This window comes from Microbacterium ureisolvens, assembly GCF_019511645.1.
GTDB lineage: Bacteria > Actinomycetota > Actinomycetes > Actinomycetales > Microbacteriaceae > Microbacterium > Microbacterium ureisolvens_A.
In genome coordinates this window covers 258,665-271,953 of sequence record NZ_JAEUAX010000001.1, presented here as the reverse complement: position 1 = coordinate 271,953, position 13,289 = coordinate 258,665, and the positions used below count along the sequence as shown (strand labels likewise).

The 13,289-nt window shown below is 69.9% G+C and carries 15 protein-coding genes and 2 tRNA genes; 8 read left to right on the top strand and 9 right to left on the bottom strand.

Annotated elements, in window-relative coordinates:
- Positions 1-53 precede the first annotated feature (53 nt).
- Positions 54-662 carry a membrane protein YczE gene (gene yczE / locus JNB61_RS01295; protein WP_220338530.1) on the top strand — a complete coding sequence of 203 codons (609 nt, stop codon included), beginning with the start codon at positions 54-56 and terminating at the stop codon, positions 660-662.
- A 38-nt stretch (positions 663-700) separates the two neighbouring features.
- Here yczE and JNB61_RS01290 read toward each other — a convergent pair whose 3' ends face one another.
- Positions 701-913: a methyltransferase gene (locus JNB61_RS01290; RefSeq protein WP_220287448.1), complete on the bottom strand. Its 213-nt coding sequence runs from the start codon at positions 911-913 to the stop codon at positions 701-703.
- Between the two features lie 106 nt (positions 914-1,019).
- Between JNB61_RS01290 and JNB61_RS01285 the strand changes: the two genes are divergently transcribed.
- The 6 genes from JNB61_RS01285 (at position 1,020) to JNB61_RS01260 (ending at position 3,105) form a co-directional block, all read left to right on the top strand.
- A tRNA-Arg gene (locus tag JNB61_RS01285) sits at positions 1,020-1,092 on the top strand.
- A gap of 77 nt (positions 1,093-1,169) precedes the next feature.
- Positions 1,170-1,796 (top strand): oligoribonuclease, encoded by a 627-nt coding sequence (orn, locus tag JNB61_RS01280; protein ID WP_159843840.1) that lies wholly within the window; start codon positions 1,170-1,172, stop codon positions 1,794-1,796.
- A 37-nt stretch (positions 1,797-1,833) separates the two neighbouring features.
- Positions 1,834-1,909, top strand: a tRNA-His gene (locus JNB61_RS01275).
- A gap of 58 nt (positions 1,910-1,967) precedes the next feature.
- A complete protein-coding gene (locus tag JNB61_RS01270) occupies positions 1,968-2,315 on the top strand; it encodes a metallopeptidase family protein (protein ID WP_374226612.1) in 348 nt (115 codons plus the stop codon).
- Positions 2,306-2,614, top strand: coding sequence for an ATP-dependent Clp protease adapter ClpS (gene clpS / locus JNB61_RS01265; protein ID WP_159843838.1), 309 nt, complete (start codon positions 2,306-2,308; stop codon positions 2,612-2,614). The genes JNB61_RS01270 and clpS overlap by 10 nt, the downstream gene beginning before the upstream one ends.
- Positions 2,611-3,105, top strand: coding sequence for a DUF2017 family protein (locus JNB61_RS01260; protein ID WP_220338528.1), 495 nt, complete (start codon positions 2,611-2,613; stop codon positions 3,103-3,105). The genes clpS and JNB61_RS01260 overlap by 4 nt, the downstream gene beginning before the upstream one ends.
- A gap of 7 nt (positions 3,106-3,112) precedes the next feature.
- Here JNB61_RS01260 and JNB61_RS01255 read toward each other — a convergent pair whose 3' ends face one another.
- The 6 genes from JNB61_RS01255 to gatC form a co-directional block, all read right to left on the bottom strand.
- The gene (locus JNB61_RS01255) at positions 3,113-3,706 is read right to left on the bottom strand and encodes a hypothetical protein (RefSeq protein WP_201448771.1); all 594 of its coding nucleotides are present in this window, start codon (positions 3,704-3,706) and stop codon (positions 3,113-3,115) included.
- Complete coding sequence (locus tag JNB61_RS01250) at positions 3,681-4,001, bottom strand: hypothetical protein (RefSeq protein ID WP_159843834.1); 321 nt, start codon at positions 3,999-4,001, stop codon at positions 3,681-3,683. Before JNB61_RS01250 ends, JNB61_RS01255 begins: the two co-directional genes overlap by 26 nt.
- A gap of 80 nt (positions 4,002-4,081) precedes the next feature.
- A complete protein-coding gene (locus JNB61_RS01245) occupies positions 4,082-5,344 on the bottom strand; it encodes a DNA polymerase IV (protein WP_220338527.1) in 1,263 nt (420 codons plus the stop codon).
- 104 nt (positions 5,345-5,448) lie between these two features.
- On the bottom strand, positions 5,449-6,972 hold the full coding sequence (gene gatB, locus JNB61_RS01240; protein ID WP_220338526.1) for an Asp-tRNA(Asn)/Glu-tRNA(Gln) amidotransferase subunit GatB: 1,524 nt from the start codon (positions 6,970-6,972) through the stop codon (positions 5,449-5,451).
- Positions 6,972-8,492: an Asp-tRNA(Asn)/Glu-tRNA(Gln) amidotransferase subunit GatA gene (gene gatA, locus JNB61_RS01235; RefSeq protein ID WP_220287438.1), complete on the bottom strand. Its 1,521-nt coding sequence runs from the start codon at positions 8,490-8,492 to the stop codon at positions 6,972-6,974. Before gatA ends, gatB begins: the two co-directional genes overlap by 1 nt.
- Positions 8,493-8,502: 10 nt before the next feature.
- Positions 8,503-8,802, bottom strand: coding sequence for an Asp-tRNA(Asn)/Glu-tRNA(Gln) amidotransferase subunit GatC (gene gatC, locus JNB61_RS01230; RefSeq protein ID WP_116196676.1), 300 nt, complete (start codon positions 8,800-8,802; stop codon positions 8,503-8,505).
- 60 nt (positions 8,803-8,862) lie between these two features.
- Here gatC and JNB61_RS01225 point away from each other — a divergent pair, with 60 nt between their 5' ends.
- Positions 8,863-10,563, top strand: coding sequence for a long-chain-fatty-acid--CoA ligase (locus tag JNB61_RS01225; protein WP_220338525.1), 1,701 nt, complete (start codon positions 8,863-8,865; stop codon positions 10,561-10,563).
- 4 nt (positions 10,564-10,567) lie between these two features.
- Here the strand turns inward: JNB61_RS01225 and JNB61_RS01220 are convergent, their stop codons facing one another.
- The gene (locus JNB61_RS01220; RefSeq protein ID WP_159843824.1) at positions 10,568-10,876 is read right to left on the bottom strand and encodes a YciI family protein; all 309 of its coding nucleotides are present in this window, start codon (positions 10,874-10,876) and stop codon (positions 10,568-10,570) included.
- A 65-nt stretch (positions 10,877-10,941) separates the two neighbouring features.
- Entirely contained in the window at positions 10,942-13,128 is a 2,187-nt protein-coding gene (gene ligA, locus JNB61_RS01215; protein ID WP_374226611.1) for an NAD-dependent DNA ligase LigA, read from the bottom strand.
- Between the last annotated feature and the right edge of the window lie 161 nt (positions 13,129-13,289).

Sequence of the window (13,289 nt, the reverse complement as noted above, 5' to 3'; positions counted from 1 at the left end):
AGTACCGATATTGGACTGCCCAAGCCGTGCCAATCATGAGATTGGATGGACCCATGCCACGCCGAATCGTCCAGCTGATCGTCGGTCTCTTCCTCTACGGTGCCGGGTGCGCGCTCACGGTCGAAGCCGGGTTGGGCGTCGACCCTTGGACGGTTTTCGCCCAGGGCCTGTCGGTGCGCACCGGCATCGGCATCGGCTGGGTCACCAACATCGTGGGGTTCTTCGTGCTGCTGCTGTGGATCCCGCTCAGGCAGAAGCCGGGTATCGGCACGATCGCCAACATCCTCCTCGTCGGCACGAGCATGCAGATCGTGCTGGGCTTCCTGCCGCCCGTGTCGGGCTTGCCCGCCCAGCTCGCGACGCTCCTCGGCGGCATAGTTCTCGTCGCCGTCGCGTCCGGGCTCTACATCGGCGCTCACTTCGGCCCCGGCCCGCGCGACGGACTGATGACCGGCATGCACGCCCGCCTCGGTTGGCCGATCTGGCTGTGCCGCGCGCTCGTCGAAGTCTCGGTGCTGCTGGTGGGCTGGCTGCTCGGCGGCACGGTGGGCATCGGCACGGTGCTCTTCGCCGTGCTGATCGGTCCGCTCGTGCACGTTGCACTGCCCCTGCTCGACACGCGCACGACGCCGGCGCGCGTCGTCGCCGAACGACCGGCGTGACGCGCGCCGACGGACGACCCGCCCGAGCCGGGCGCGGATCAGTGCTCGCGGAACATGGGCCAGTCACTGCCCGGCGTCATGTGCGAGTGGAGCGCGCTCTTCGCGATCTCCATCGTCGGGTACGTGCCCGTCGCTTCGCTCGCACCGGCCATGGTGACCGTGTAGCCGTCGTCGTCCTTGCGGATGCTTCCGGCGACGCCGGATGCTCCATAGGCGACCCAGAGAGGGTGGTGCGTCTCCGTGGTGCTCATCGGTGAACTCCTTTCGATGCCTCCGGTGCTGACGCTACGCCGAGCGCACGTCATGCGCCAGCGTCCGCGACGGCGTGGTGCGACCCGGTAGTGTGGAAGAACCCTTCCCTCCGTAGCTCAGGGGACAGAGCGAGCGGTTTCTACCCGCCAGGTCGGGGGTTCGAATCCTCCCGGAGGGGCGAACGGGTCCGGCGTGGGAGTCGGCACCCGAGTCCAGGCCCGTGGGATGTCTGGACTTGCGATAAGGATGGAGCACATGGTGGGTGCATCCGAGAACGACCGTCTGGTGTGGATCGACTGCGAGATGACCGGGCTCGACCTCGGCGTGGACGAGTTGGTGGAGATCGCAGTGGTCGTCACCGACTTCGAGCTGCGGACGCTCGACCCGGGCTTCTCTGTCGTCATCAAGCCCGACGACTCGGCGCTGGCGAACATGAACGAGTTCGTCACGAACATGCACCGCACGTCGGGGCTTCTCGACGAGATCCCGCAGGGCGTGAGCCTGGCGGACGCCGAATTCCAGGTGCTCGAGTACATCCAGCGCTTCGTCCCGCTTGAGGGCAAGGCTCCCCTCGCGGGGAACACCATCGGCACCGACCGCATGTTCCTCGCGAAGTACATGCCGCGCGTCGACCGCTGGCTGCACTACCGCAACGTCGACGTCTCGAGCATCAAGGAGCTCTCGCGCCGCTGGTACCCGCGCGCGTACATCCATGCACCCGCGAAGGACGGCGGTCACCGCGCCCTCGCCGACATCCTCGAGTCGATTCGCGAACTCGCGTACTACCGCCAGGCGGTGTTCGTTCCGGAGCCCGGACCGACGAGCGACGGTGCGCGCGCAGCTGCTGCTGCCGTCGTGTCGTCGTTTGCTCCTGAGGTGTGAGAGAATCGTCTGGTTGCCCGCGCGAGCGGGAGACATGGTGGGTATAGCTCAGTTGGTAGAGCACCTGGTTGTGGTCCAGGGGGTCGCGGGTTCAAGTCCCGTTACTCACCCCAAATCCATCGAATGGGGCGCGTCTTACGCGCCCCATTCGCGTAGAACCGGGGCATCATGATGGAGATGGATGCCGCGACTTTCGAGACGCTCGTGATCGACGAGCTGGATGCCCTCCCCGATGACATGGTCGAGGGCCTCGACAACGTCGTGTTCGTCGTCGAGGACCGCCCGGAGGACGGCAGCCTGGACCTGCTCGGCCTGTACGATGGCTGGGCGCTGACCGAGCGGGAGCGCTACGGCGTCGGCGAGCTGCCGGACCGCATCATCGTCTACCGCGAGCCCCACCTGGCGGTGTGCGAAGACGAGGACGAGCTGCGCGACGAGGTGCACACGACTCTGGTGCACGAGATCGCGCACTTCTACGGAATCGACGACGATCGCCTGCACGAGCTGGGATGGGCATGATGGCTGCGCTTGCGACACCCGCGCTCGACGAGGACGTCGAGGCCGCCGAGCACGTCGACCCGGCGCGCCCGTGGCAGACGGTCGTCTGGGACGATCCGGTCAACCTCATGAGCTACGTCACCCACGTCTTCCGCGAGTACTTCGGCCTGGCGCGCGCAGACGCGGAGCGGCTCATGCTCGCCGTGCACAACGAGGGGCACGCGGTCGTCTCGCAAGGTCCCCGTGAGCAGATGGAGATGCATGCCCAGGCGATGCACGATTACGGCCTGTGGGCCACGGTGAGGCAGGAGCCTCGATGACGGGCCGGGTCGTCGTGCTCGACGTCGCCCGCCTGGAGGCGGCCCATCTGGCGGGGCTCGTCGGCCAGTTCGCCGACCTGCTTCGCGAGTCCGCACCCGACGACGGCGACCCTGCCGTCGCTCGACTCGTCCCTCCCGGGTACGCGGACGATGAGGAGGCGGCACGGGAGTTCCGGGCGCTGACGCAGGGTGATCTGCTCGGTCGGCGGGAGTCCGACGCGGGCCTCGTGCTGGCGTCCCTCCACGACGCTGCACAGATCCCGGAAGATCCCGACGACCCGGCGCTGCTGGAACAGGTCGAGATCACGCTCGACGCCGAGACCGCACAGGCCTGGCTCCGGACCCTGGCGGCCGTCCGCCTGGTGCTCGCAACGCGGCTGGGGATCGTCGAGGCGGACGACCACGAGCACGACGATCCGCGGTTCGGCGTCTACGACTGGATCGGCTACCGACTCGACGGCCTGGTGGCCGCGCTCGACCGGGAGGACTGATCCGCGCTCACGGCACGGGGAACACGAGGGTGGCGAGGCTCATCGGGTCGTCGCGGGTCACGTGCACGTGCTCCTGGCGCGCCCATCGGTCCCAATGCGGACGGTACGTCTCGCCGTCTCTGGCCAGCGCCCGCTGCTTGCGCGACGCGGCCGGCGACTCGAGCCAGACGCGTACGTCGGCGAGTCGCGCCGTCGCGGGCGTCAGGACCCCGGCCCCCTCGACGATGAGCGGCAGGGAGGGGTCGACGGCGTGCGCCTCGGCGGGCTCTCCGACCGCCCAATCCCACCGCTGCCACACCCCGACGAGCCCCTTCGCGTGCGGCGTGAGGATCAGATCCTTCGCGAGCTCGACGCCGTGGTCCAAGCCGTCCCAGCCGGGGTAGATGGAATCCAGGGCCACGAGCTGCACTCGACCGCGCAACGGCCACCGTGCGACGAGGGTGCGCGCCAGCGTGGTCTTGCCGGCGCCGCTTCGGCCGTCGATGAGGATGACCGGGTTGGATGCTGCGACCTGCGCGATCGCCGCGATGATCTGGTCGACCGCGATTCCCAGCGAGTTGCCGACGGCGTCCGGGTTACTTCTTGAGGGTGCGGATGACACGGCTGAGCGCGCGACCGGCGAAGAAGACGAACGGGATCGCGACTGTCAGCAGTGCGATGATGTTCGGCTCGAACCGCAGACCGTCGCCCTGGCGGATGTACGCGCCGACCGGGATGGCCCAGCCGCCTCCGCCGCCTCCGCCGTTGCCGGCCTCGTCCGAGCCTCCGCCGAAGCCGGACCACGTCAGTGCAACGGGGATGATGCGGACGCCGTCGACGTCCTGCTGCTCGCCGTATGCGCTCTTCACGCCGAAGGACGCGGACTGCTTGCCGAGTTCGAGTGCGATGTTGGGCATGCGTCCAACGTACCGGCCGGCGCGGCTCTGGCACAGCGGCCGACCAAGACCGGCGAGCCGCGACCGACCGGCTCCTCGAGTCAGCCCTGGTCGAGCCGTGGCGGGGGCGGGCTGGACGGAAGAGTGCCGCCGCCGCGGGCGCCGAGCAGGGTGGCGCGGGTGACGGCCCCGCGCCCGAACTTCGCGGTCGCGCCGTCGAGCGCGTCCTCGATGCGTCGCCACCCCTCGTTGTCGTCCCACAGCGCAGGCATCGCCGCCCCGGCCGGCCGGAGCTTCTCCGCCCGGACGCCGATGAGCCGCACGGGCAGCGTGCGATCGACCGAGGCGAACAGCTCATGGGCGGCATCGCCGATGCGCTGGCCGACCGCCGTAGGCTCGGGCAGCGTCTGCGATCGGGAGATCGTCGTGAAGTCCGCGTAGCGCACCTTGATCGCGACGGTCGACGCCTCCCAGCCGCTGCTGCGCAGCCGCGCGCCGACCCGATCGGCAAGCCGCCGCAGCTCGGAGCGGAGGATCGCCGTGTCCGCGATGTCTTCGTGGAAGGTCTCTTCGTGCCCCACGCTCTTCTCGACCCTGCTGGTGTCGACCTCGCGTGCGTCGATGCCCCGCGCGAGGTGCCAGATCCGCTCCCCCATCGCGGCACCGAGAGCGCGATCGAGCAGTTCGCGGGGCGTGTCGATCACGTCGGCGATGGTACGGATGCCGCGTGCCTCCAGCGCCTCGGAGGTCTTGGGGCCGACGCCCCACAGCGCGCGCACCGATCGCGGGGCGAGGAATGCGGCGGTGTCCGCCTCGGCGACGATCAGGAGGCCGTCGGGCTTGCTCAGAGTGGAAGCCATCTTCGCGACGTGCTTCGTCGCGGCGACCCCGACGCTGCACGTGAGGCCCGTCTCTTCGAGGACGCGGCGGCGCAGCATCCGTGCGATCTCTCCGGGACTGCCCCAGAGCCGTCTCGCTCCGCTGACGTCGAGAAACGCCTCATCGATCGACAGCGGTTCGACGAGCGGCGTCACGTCGCGGAAGATGCGCATGACCTGCGAGGACATCTCGAGATACCGCTCGAAGTGCGGGGGGACGACGACCGCGTGCGGGCACAGTCGCAGCGCTTGTCCGACCGGCATCGCGGAGCGCACGCCGAAGCGACGGGCCTCGTACGACGCGCTCGAGACCACGGAGCGGCTCTCGGGCGCGCCGATGATGATCGCCTTGCCGCGCAGCGAGGGATCGTCGAGCTGCTCGACCGATGCGTAGAACGCGTCCATGTCGACGTGCAGGATCCCGGCGCCGGTATCGTCTGCATCCGCCGGGGACACGACCCGGCCGGTTCCGTCACCACGCCCCATGCGTCGATCCTCCCTGCAACCGCGGACATCGCGGCGTGAGGGGCGGATCCCCGGCCGGAATCCGCCCCTCACGTCGAGCGGGCACGCCCGCCTGCGTCGTTCGCCTATGCGTCCGCGGAGCCGGCGCGCTCGAGCACCAGCTCGCGCACGCGCGCGGCGTCGGCCTGGCCCTTCATGGCCTTCATCACCGCGCCGATGACCGCCCCGGCGGCCTGCACCTTGCCGTCGCGGATCTTCTCGAGCACGTCGGGCTGCGAGGCGAGCGCTTCGTCGATCGCTGCGATGAGCGCGCCGTCGTCCGAGACGACCGCGAGACCGCGGGCATCGACGATCTCCTGGGGCGTGCCTTCACCGGCGATCATTCCCTCGAGCACCTGACGGGCGAGCTTGTCGGTCAGGGTCCCCGCATCGACCAGCGCCTGCAGTGCGGCCACGTCCCTGGGAGTGGCGAGCTCGGCGGGTTCGCGGGACTGGGCGTTCGCGATACGGAGGAGTTCACCGGTCCACCACTTGCGGGCCGCGGCGGGCGAGGTGCCCGCGGCGATCGTGGCCTCGACCTCGGCGAGGAGTCCCGCGTTCACGACACCCTGGAAGTCGATGTCGGCGAAGCCCCAGTCGGCCTTGAGCCGACGCCGGCGAGCCGCGGGCGGCTCCGGCAGCGCCGCGCGGAGCTGCTCGATGAGCTCGAGCGACGGCGCGACCGGCAGCAGGTCGGGCTCCGGGAAGTAGCGGTAGTCGTCGGCGTCGGACTTGGGCCGACCGGGCGACGTGGTGCCGGTGTCCTCGTGCCAGTGGCGTGTCTCCTGCGTGATCGTCCCACCCGCGGCGAGGATCGCCGCCTGGCGCTGGATCTCGTACCGCACCGCACGTTCGACCGAGCGCATCGAGTTGACGTTCTTCGTCTCGGTGCGCGTGCCGAGCTTCTCCTGGCCCCGCGGACGCAGCGACACGTTGGCATCGCAACGGAGATTCCCGCGCTCCATGCGCGCCTCCGAGATGCCGAGCGCGATCACGATGTCGCGAATCGTCGCGACATACGCCTTGGCGATCTCCGGAGCCCGGTGCTCGGCGCCGAAGATGGGCTTGGTGACGATCTCGACGAGCGGCACACCGGCGCGATTGTAGTCGACGAGCGAGTACTCGGCGCCCTGGATGCGCCCGGTCGAGCCGCCGATGTGGGTGAGCTTGCCGGCATCCTCCTCCATGTGCGCTCGCTCGATGGGCACCGTGACGATCTCCCCGTCGGCGAGCTCGATGTCGATCGATCCGTCGAACGCAATGGGCTCGTCGTACTGCGAGATCTGATAGTTCTTGCCGAGATCCGGGTAGAAGTAGTTCTTTCGCGCGAACCGGCTCGACGGAGCGATCGAGCAGCCGAGTGCGAGGCCGAGACTGATCGAGTAGCGCACGGCGGTCTCGTTGACGACGGGCAGCGCACCGGGCAGACCCATGTCGACGGGGGCGACGAGGGTGTTCGCCTCGGCACCGTGGTTCGCCGAGTTCGCCGGGTTCGCGGCGCCGGAGAACATCTTGGTCTCTGTGTTCAGCTCGACGTGCACCTCGAACCCGAGGACCGGCTCGTAGAGCTCGAGGGCCTCGTCGAAGTCCATCAGCTTGTCCTTCGCCATCAGCGGGCACCTCCGTTCGCGCCGAGGGCCGGCGCCCTGTCGAGGAGCGGACCGCCCCACGAGTCGACGAGCAGGGACTCCAGCGCCGCTCCCACGCGGTACAGGCGCGCATCCTCGTGAGCGGGAGCGAGGAACTGGATGCCCACGGGCAGTCCGTCCTCCGCGGCGAGACCCGACGGGATCGAGATGCCCGGCACGCCGGCGAGGTTCGCAGGGATCGTCGTCACGTCGTTGAGATACATCTGCAGCGGGTCGTCGATCTTCTCCCCGAGCTTGAACGCGGTGGTAGGCGCCGAGGGCGTGGCGACGACGTCGACCTGCGAGAACGCGTCCGCGAAGTCGCGCTGGATGAGCGTGCGCACCTTCTGGGCCGAGCCGTAGTAGGCGTCGTAGTAGCCCGCCGACAGTGCGTACGTGCCGAGGATGATCCGGCGCTTCACCTCGTCGCCGAAGCCGGCCTCGCGGGTCGCCGCCATGACGTCCTCGACGGTGCCGCCGGGGACATCGACGCGCAGGCCGAAGCGGACCGAGTCGAACTTCGCGAGGTTGCTGGATGCCTCGGCCGGCAGGATCAGGTAGTACGCGGCGACGCCGTACTCGAAGTGCGGCGCGCTGATCTCGACGATCTCCGCGCCCTGCGCCTCCATCGCGGCCAGCGCGGCGCGGAACGATTCCGACACACCCGCCTGGAAGCCGCTGTCGGGGAGCTCGCGGATCACACCGACCTTGAGGCCCTTGAGCACCTCGCCGGTGGCCCCCTCACGGGCGGCGGCGGCGAAAGACGGCCACTCGTGGGCGAGCGACGTGGAGTCATGGGGGTCATGCCCGCCGATCACGTCATGAAGGAGCCCGGCGTCGAGCACCGTGCGGGTCACCGGGCCCACCTGGTCGAGGCTCGACGCCAGCGCTATCGCGCCGTAGCGACTGACGCCGCCGTAGGTCGGCTTGATGCCCACTGTCCCTGTCACGTGCGCAGGCTGGCGGATCGAGCCGCCCGTGTCGGAGCCGAGGGCCAGCGGCGCCTGGAACGCGGCGACCGCCGCGGCCGAGCCGCCTCCCGAGCCGCCCGGAATGCGTGAGAGGTCCCACGGGTTGCGGGTGGGGCCGTAGGCCGAGTGCTCGGTCGACGAGCCCATCGCGAACTCGTCCATATTGGTCTTGCCGAGGGGCACGAGGCCTGCGGCACGCGAGCGCGCGACGACGGTCGCGTCGTAGGGCGACATGTAGCCCTCGAGGATCTTCGAGCCGCTGGTCGACGGCATGTCGGTCGTGACCAGCACGTCCTTGATCGCCAGGGGCACGCCCGCGAGCGGGCCCAGATCTTCTCCGTCCGCGCGGCGGCGGTCGATGTCGGCGGCGACGTCGAGAGCGTGGCCGTTGACGTGGAGGAAGGCATGCACGTCGGCGTCCACCGCCGCGATGCGGTCCAGGTGGGCCCGCGTGGCTTCCACGCTCGACACTTCGCGCGAGGAGAGCTTGTCTGCGAGCGCGGCGGCGCTCAGCTTCGTGAGGTCGGTCACGTCGGGGTCCTTACTGCTCTTCGCCGAGGATCGCGGTCACGCGGAAACGCCCGTCCGCGGAGTCGGGCGCATTCTGCAGCACCTGCGCGGGCGTCAGCAGATCACCGGGAACGTCCGAGCGGAACACGTTCTCGAGGGCGATCGGGTGGCTGGTGGCGGGGACGTCGGGCGTGGCGACCTCGGAGACCTTGGCGATGTTGTCGACGATCGCGTCGAGCTGGCCGGTGAGGCGCTCGACCTCGCCGTCGCTCAGCTGGATCCGGGCGAGCACACCGAGATGGCGCACGAGATCGGGGGTGATTTCAGACACCCCCCAAGCCTACCGGGGCCGCGCCCCTGGCCCGGGGCGCCCCCGGCGTAGGCTGTCGCCGTGACGACCTACGACCCGCCGCGCCCCTGGATCGCCAGCTACGCAGAGGGGGTGCCGGAGGACCTCGCCCCTGTGACCGGTTCCCTCGTGGACATCGTCGAAGCATCGGCACGCGATTACCCGGATGCTGCCGCCCTCCAGTTCTTCGGACGCGAGACCTCGTACCGGTCTCTGCACGAGCAGATCGAGCGCGCGGCCGCAGGCCTGCGCGACCTCGGCGTGAAGGCGGGCGACCCCGTCGCGATCGTGCTTCCGAACTGCCCCCAGCACATCGTCGCGTTCTACGCGATCCTGCGGCTCGGCGCCGTCGTGATCGAACACAACCCGCTGTACACCCCGCGCGAGCTGCGGAAGCAGTTCGAGGACCACGGCGCGAAGCACGCGATCGTGTGGACCAAGGTCGTTGCGACCGTGCAGGACTTCCCCGCCGACCTCGCGGTCACGAACCTCATCTCGGTCGAGGTCATCAAGGCGATGCCCCTCCGCACGCGCCTCGCCCTCAAGCTCCCCATCGCGAAAGCGCGCGAAGCGCGCAAGGCGCTGTCCGACCGCGTCTCCGGAACGGTGGCGTGGGAGCAGGTCGTCGGATCCTCGCCGCTACCGGCGTCCCACCCGCGCCCGGGTACCGGCGATCTCGCGCTCATCCAGTACACGAGCGGCACGACCGGCACGCCGAAAGGCGCGTCACTCACCCACCGGAACCTCCTCTCGAACGCCGCGCAGGCGCGCGCGTGGGTCCCGTCGATCGTGCGCGGAGACGGGTGCGTCGTCTACGCCGTGCTGCCGATGTTCCATGCTTACGGGCTGACGCTCTGCCTGACCTTCGCGATGTCAATGGGCGCGCGGCTGGTGCTGTTCCCGCGGTTCGATCCCGACATGGTGCTGGACGTGACGAAGAAGCATCCGGCCACGTTCCTCCCGCTCGTCCCGCCCATCGCCGAGCGCCTGCTCAAGGCGGCGCGGGAGAAGGGCGTGTCGCTTGCGGGCACGGAGGTCGCGATCTCGGGTGCGATGGCGCTGCCCCACGAGCTCGTGGTGCCGTTCGAGGCGGCTTCCGGCGGGTTCCTCGTCGAAGGCTACGGGCTCAGCGAGTGCTCGCCGGTGCTGATGGCGAACCCGGTCGCCGACAACCGCGTCCCCGGCACGGTCGGCCTCCCCCTGCCGGGTACGGAGTGCCGCGTCGTCGACCCCGACGACCCCACGCAAGACGTGCCCGCCGGCGAGCGCGGCGAACTCGTCGTGCGCGGGCCGCAGGTGTTCAGCGGCTATTACGGCAAGCCCGAGGAGACCGAGGCCGTCTTCACCGAAGGATGGTTCCGTACCGGCGACATCGTCACGATCAACGAGGCGGGGTTCGTCCGCATCGTCGACAGGATCAAGGAGCTCATCATCACGGGCGGGTTCAACGTCGCCCCGACAGAGGTCGAGAACGCCCTCCGCCAGCACCCGCAGGTCGATGACGCCGCCGTCGTCGGACTCCCGAGCGAGCACTCCGGCGAAGAGGTCGTTGCGGCGATCGTCGTCTCACCCGATCAGGAGATCGATGTGGAAGCCGTCCGCGACTTCGCCCGCGGCATCCTCACGCCCTACAAGGTGCCCCGCCGCATCTACGTCGTCGACGAGCTGCCGAAGTCGCTCATCGGCAAGGTCCTGCGCCGCCAGGTGCGCGACCGCCTGCTCGCGCTCAACACCGGAGCCTGACGTCTCAGTCCTCGAGCCCGTCGCGGGCGACCGCGATCCGGTAGGGGTGCAGCGACGCGACGAAGACGCCTGCCGCGACTGCGGGGTCGGCGTTCATGACTGCATGCGCGGCGGACTCGTCGTCGGCCTCGAATATCGTGATGCCGAACGTGCCCTCGGCCTCCTGGGTACGCCCGGCGAGGATCAGGGTGCCGCGATCACGGAGCGCGACCAGATAGTCGAAGTGGGCGCCGACGATGCGCTGCTCGTCGGGCGTCGGATCCCCGACCATCTCGGGACGCGACGGGACGATGCGGTAGAGCCACTGCGTCATGTGGTCATCCTTGCAGTCTGGGGCGACGCTGCGCACCGACGCATCGCGCTGGTTCCCGACGCTGGTCAGCCGGCACCGGGAACGCGGGCGTCGAGCTCCTCTGGCCCTTGCGTCACCAGAATGTGGAACTGGGCGGCGTCGAGGATGCGGATGCCGAGCTCCTCGGCCTTCGCGAGCTTCGAGCCGGCTCCCGGCCCCGCAGCGACGAAGTCGGTCTTCTTCGACACGCTCGACGCCGCCTTGCCGCCCGCCTTCAGGATGGCTTCCTGCGCCCCTTCGCGGCTGTAGCCCTCGAGAGAGCCCGTCGCGACGACGGTGAGGCCTTCCAGCACTCCCCCGGTGCTGACCGCTGCGCCGGGTCCGGGGTGCCCCGGGGTCGCCAGCTGAGCGCCGGCCGCGGTCCAGCGATCGACGATGTCGCGATGCCAGTCCACGTCGAACCATTCGCGGAGCGAGTCTGCGATGATCCCGCCCACGCCCTCGACCGCGGCGAGCTCGTCGCGCGACGCCTCGCGGATCGCCTCGACGGAGCCGAACCACTGCGCCAACGCGCGCGCCGCCACCGGGCCGACATGACGGATGTTGAGAGCGACCAGGAAGCGCCACAGCTCCTTGGTCTTCGCGCGCTCCAGCTGATCGATCAGCGTCAGCGCCTGCGCCGAGGGCTGCGTCGTCGTGATTCCCGCCTTCTTCTCGGCCGGCGTGGGGTTGCGCCGGAACGGCGCCCGACGTACGACCTCGCCGGATTTCTCGTCGATACGGGGCTCGCCGGTCTCGGCGTCGCGCACCACCACTTCGATCGGCACGAGCTGGTCGACGGTGAGCTCGAAGAGCGTCGCCTCGGTCTCGAGCGGAGGGACCTCGGGCACCGACGGCTGCGTGAGCGCGGCCGCGGTGACTTCGCCCAGCGCCTCGATGTCGAGGGCGCCGCGCGAGCCGATGTGCTCGACGCGACCGCGCACCTGCGCCGGGCACGCCCGCGTGTTCGGGCAGCGGAGGTCGATATCGCCTTCCTTGGCCGGCGCGAGCGGGAAGCCGCACTCGGGGCAGTCGGCCGGCATGACGAACTCGCGCTCGGTGCCGTCTCGGAGCTCGACCACGGGTCCGAGGATCTCGGGGATCACATCGCCCGCCTTTCGGAGCACGACCGTATCGCCGATGAGCACCCCCTTCGCGCGCACGACGTCCTGGTTGTGCAGCGTCGCCTGGCGCACGACCGACCCGGCGACGCGGGCGGGCGCCATCACGGCGAACGGCGTCGCGCGCCCGGTGCGACCCACGGAGACGACGATGTCGAGAAGCTTCGTGTTCACCTGCTCGGGCGGGTACTTGTATGCGATCGCCCAGCGTGGCGCACGGCTGGTCGCGCCGAGCTCGTCGTGCAACGCGAGCTCGTCGACCTTGACGACGACGCCGTCGATCTCGTGCTCGACGTCGTGGCGGTGCTCGCCGTAGTGGGCGACGAAGTCCAGCACGCCCTCGATGTCGTCGGCCGTCCGGAAGTACGGGCTGGTCGGGAGGCCCCACTCGGCGAGCAGCCCGTAGGTCTCGCTCTGCGACTCCACGGGCGGCTCGCTCCACGCGCCGATGCCGTGGACGAACAGGCGAAGGGAGTCCAGCCGCGCCTGCCCCGCCTCGCGCTCGAGGCCGTCCTTCTTGTCGAGCTGCTGACGGAGGCCGCCCGAAGCGGCGTTGCGCGGGTTCGCGAACGACGGGAACCGCCGCTCGGCGCTCACACGCGCCTTCGTCTCGTCGAACGCCCGGCTCCGGGCGCGCGTCTCCTCGACTGCGCGGTCGCGCATGTCGGCCTGGAGTGCGTTCAGCGCCTCGAAAGCCGCGACCGGGATGAACACCTCGCCCCGGACCTCGACGAGGTCCGGATGCCCAGTGCCTTCGAGTCGCTGCGGGATGCCCGCGACGCGGACGGCGTTGACAGTGACGTCCTCACCGGTGCGACCGTCGCCGCGTGTCGCCGCCGACGTCAGCACGCCGCGCTCGTACCGAAGACTGATCGCGAGCCCGTCGATCTTGAGCTCGGTGAGCCACCGCACCCCGCGGCCGGCGGCCGATTCGGTCTTGACGCACCAGTCGCGCAGCTCGTCGAGGCTGAATACGTTGTCGAGGCTCAGCATGCGCTCGGCGTGCTCCACCGGTGCGAACATGGAGCTCTCGGCGGCGCCGACGGTCTGCGTGGGCGAGTCCTGGCCTTGGAGCTCGGGATGCAGACGCTCGAGTTCCTCGAGCCGATGCATCCACCCGTCGTAGGTCGCGTCGTCGACGAGTTCGGCGTTGCGCCCGTAGTAGGCGTCGCGGGCGTCGATGATGCGATCCGTCAGCTCCTGCGCTTCGGCGCGCGAGGCCTCCAGACCGGCGTCGGCGGGAAGGGCATCCGCCGCATCGAGCGGCGCGGAGG

Bases quoted from the DNA above. Each gene is read 5' to 3' on its own strand.
- clpS (WP_159843838.1), top strand. From the start codon at position 2,306: ATGGGCATGATGGCTGCGCTTGCGACACCCGCGCTCGACGAGGACGTC.
- JNB61_RS01245 (WP_220338527.1), bottom strand. From the start codon at position 5,344: ATGGGGCGTGGTGACGGAACCGGCCGGGTCGTGTCCCCGGCGGATGCA.
- yczE (WP_220338530.1), top strand. From the start codon at position 54: ATGCCACGCCGAATCGTCCAGCTGATCGTCGGTCTCTTCCTCTACGGT.
- ligA (WP_374226611.1), bottom strand. From the start codon at position 13,128: ATGCATCGGCTCGAGGAACTCGAGCGTCTGCATCCCGAGCTCCAAGGC.
- JNB61_RS01290 (WP_220287448.1), bottom strand. From the start codon at position 913: ATGAGCACCACGGAGACGCACCACCCTCTCTGGGTCGCCTATGGAGCA.
- JNB61_RS01260 (WP_220338528.1), top strand. From the start codon at position 2,611: ATGACGGGCCGGGTCGTCGTGCTCGACGTCGCCCGCCTGGAGGCGGCC.
- orn (WP_159843840.1), top strand. From the start codon at position 1,170: ATGGTGGGTGCATCCGAGAACGACCGTCTGGTGTGGATCGACTGCGAG.
- gatB (WP_220338526.1), bottom strand. From the start codon at position 6,972: ATGGCGAAGGACAAGCTGATGGACTTCGACGAGGCCCTCGAGCTCTAC.
- JNB61_RS01270 (WP_374226612.1), top strand. From the start codon at position 1,968: ATGGAGATGGATGCCGCGACTTTCGAGACGCTCGTGATCGACGAGCTG.
- JNB61_RS01250 (WP_159843834.1), bottom strand. From the start codon at position 4,001: ATGCCCAACATCGCACTCGAACTCGGCAAGCAGTCCGCGTCCTTCGGC.
- JNB61_RS01220 (WP_159843824.1), bottom strand. From the start codon at position 10,876: ATGACGCAGTGGCTCTACCGCATCGTCCCGTCGCGTCCCGAGATGGTC.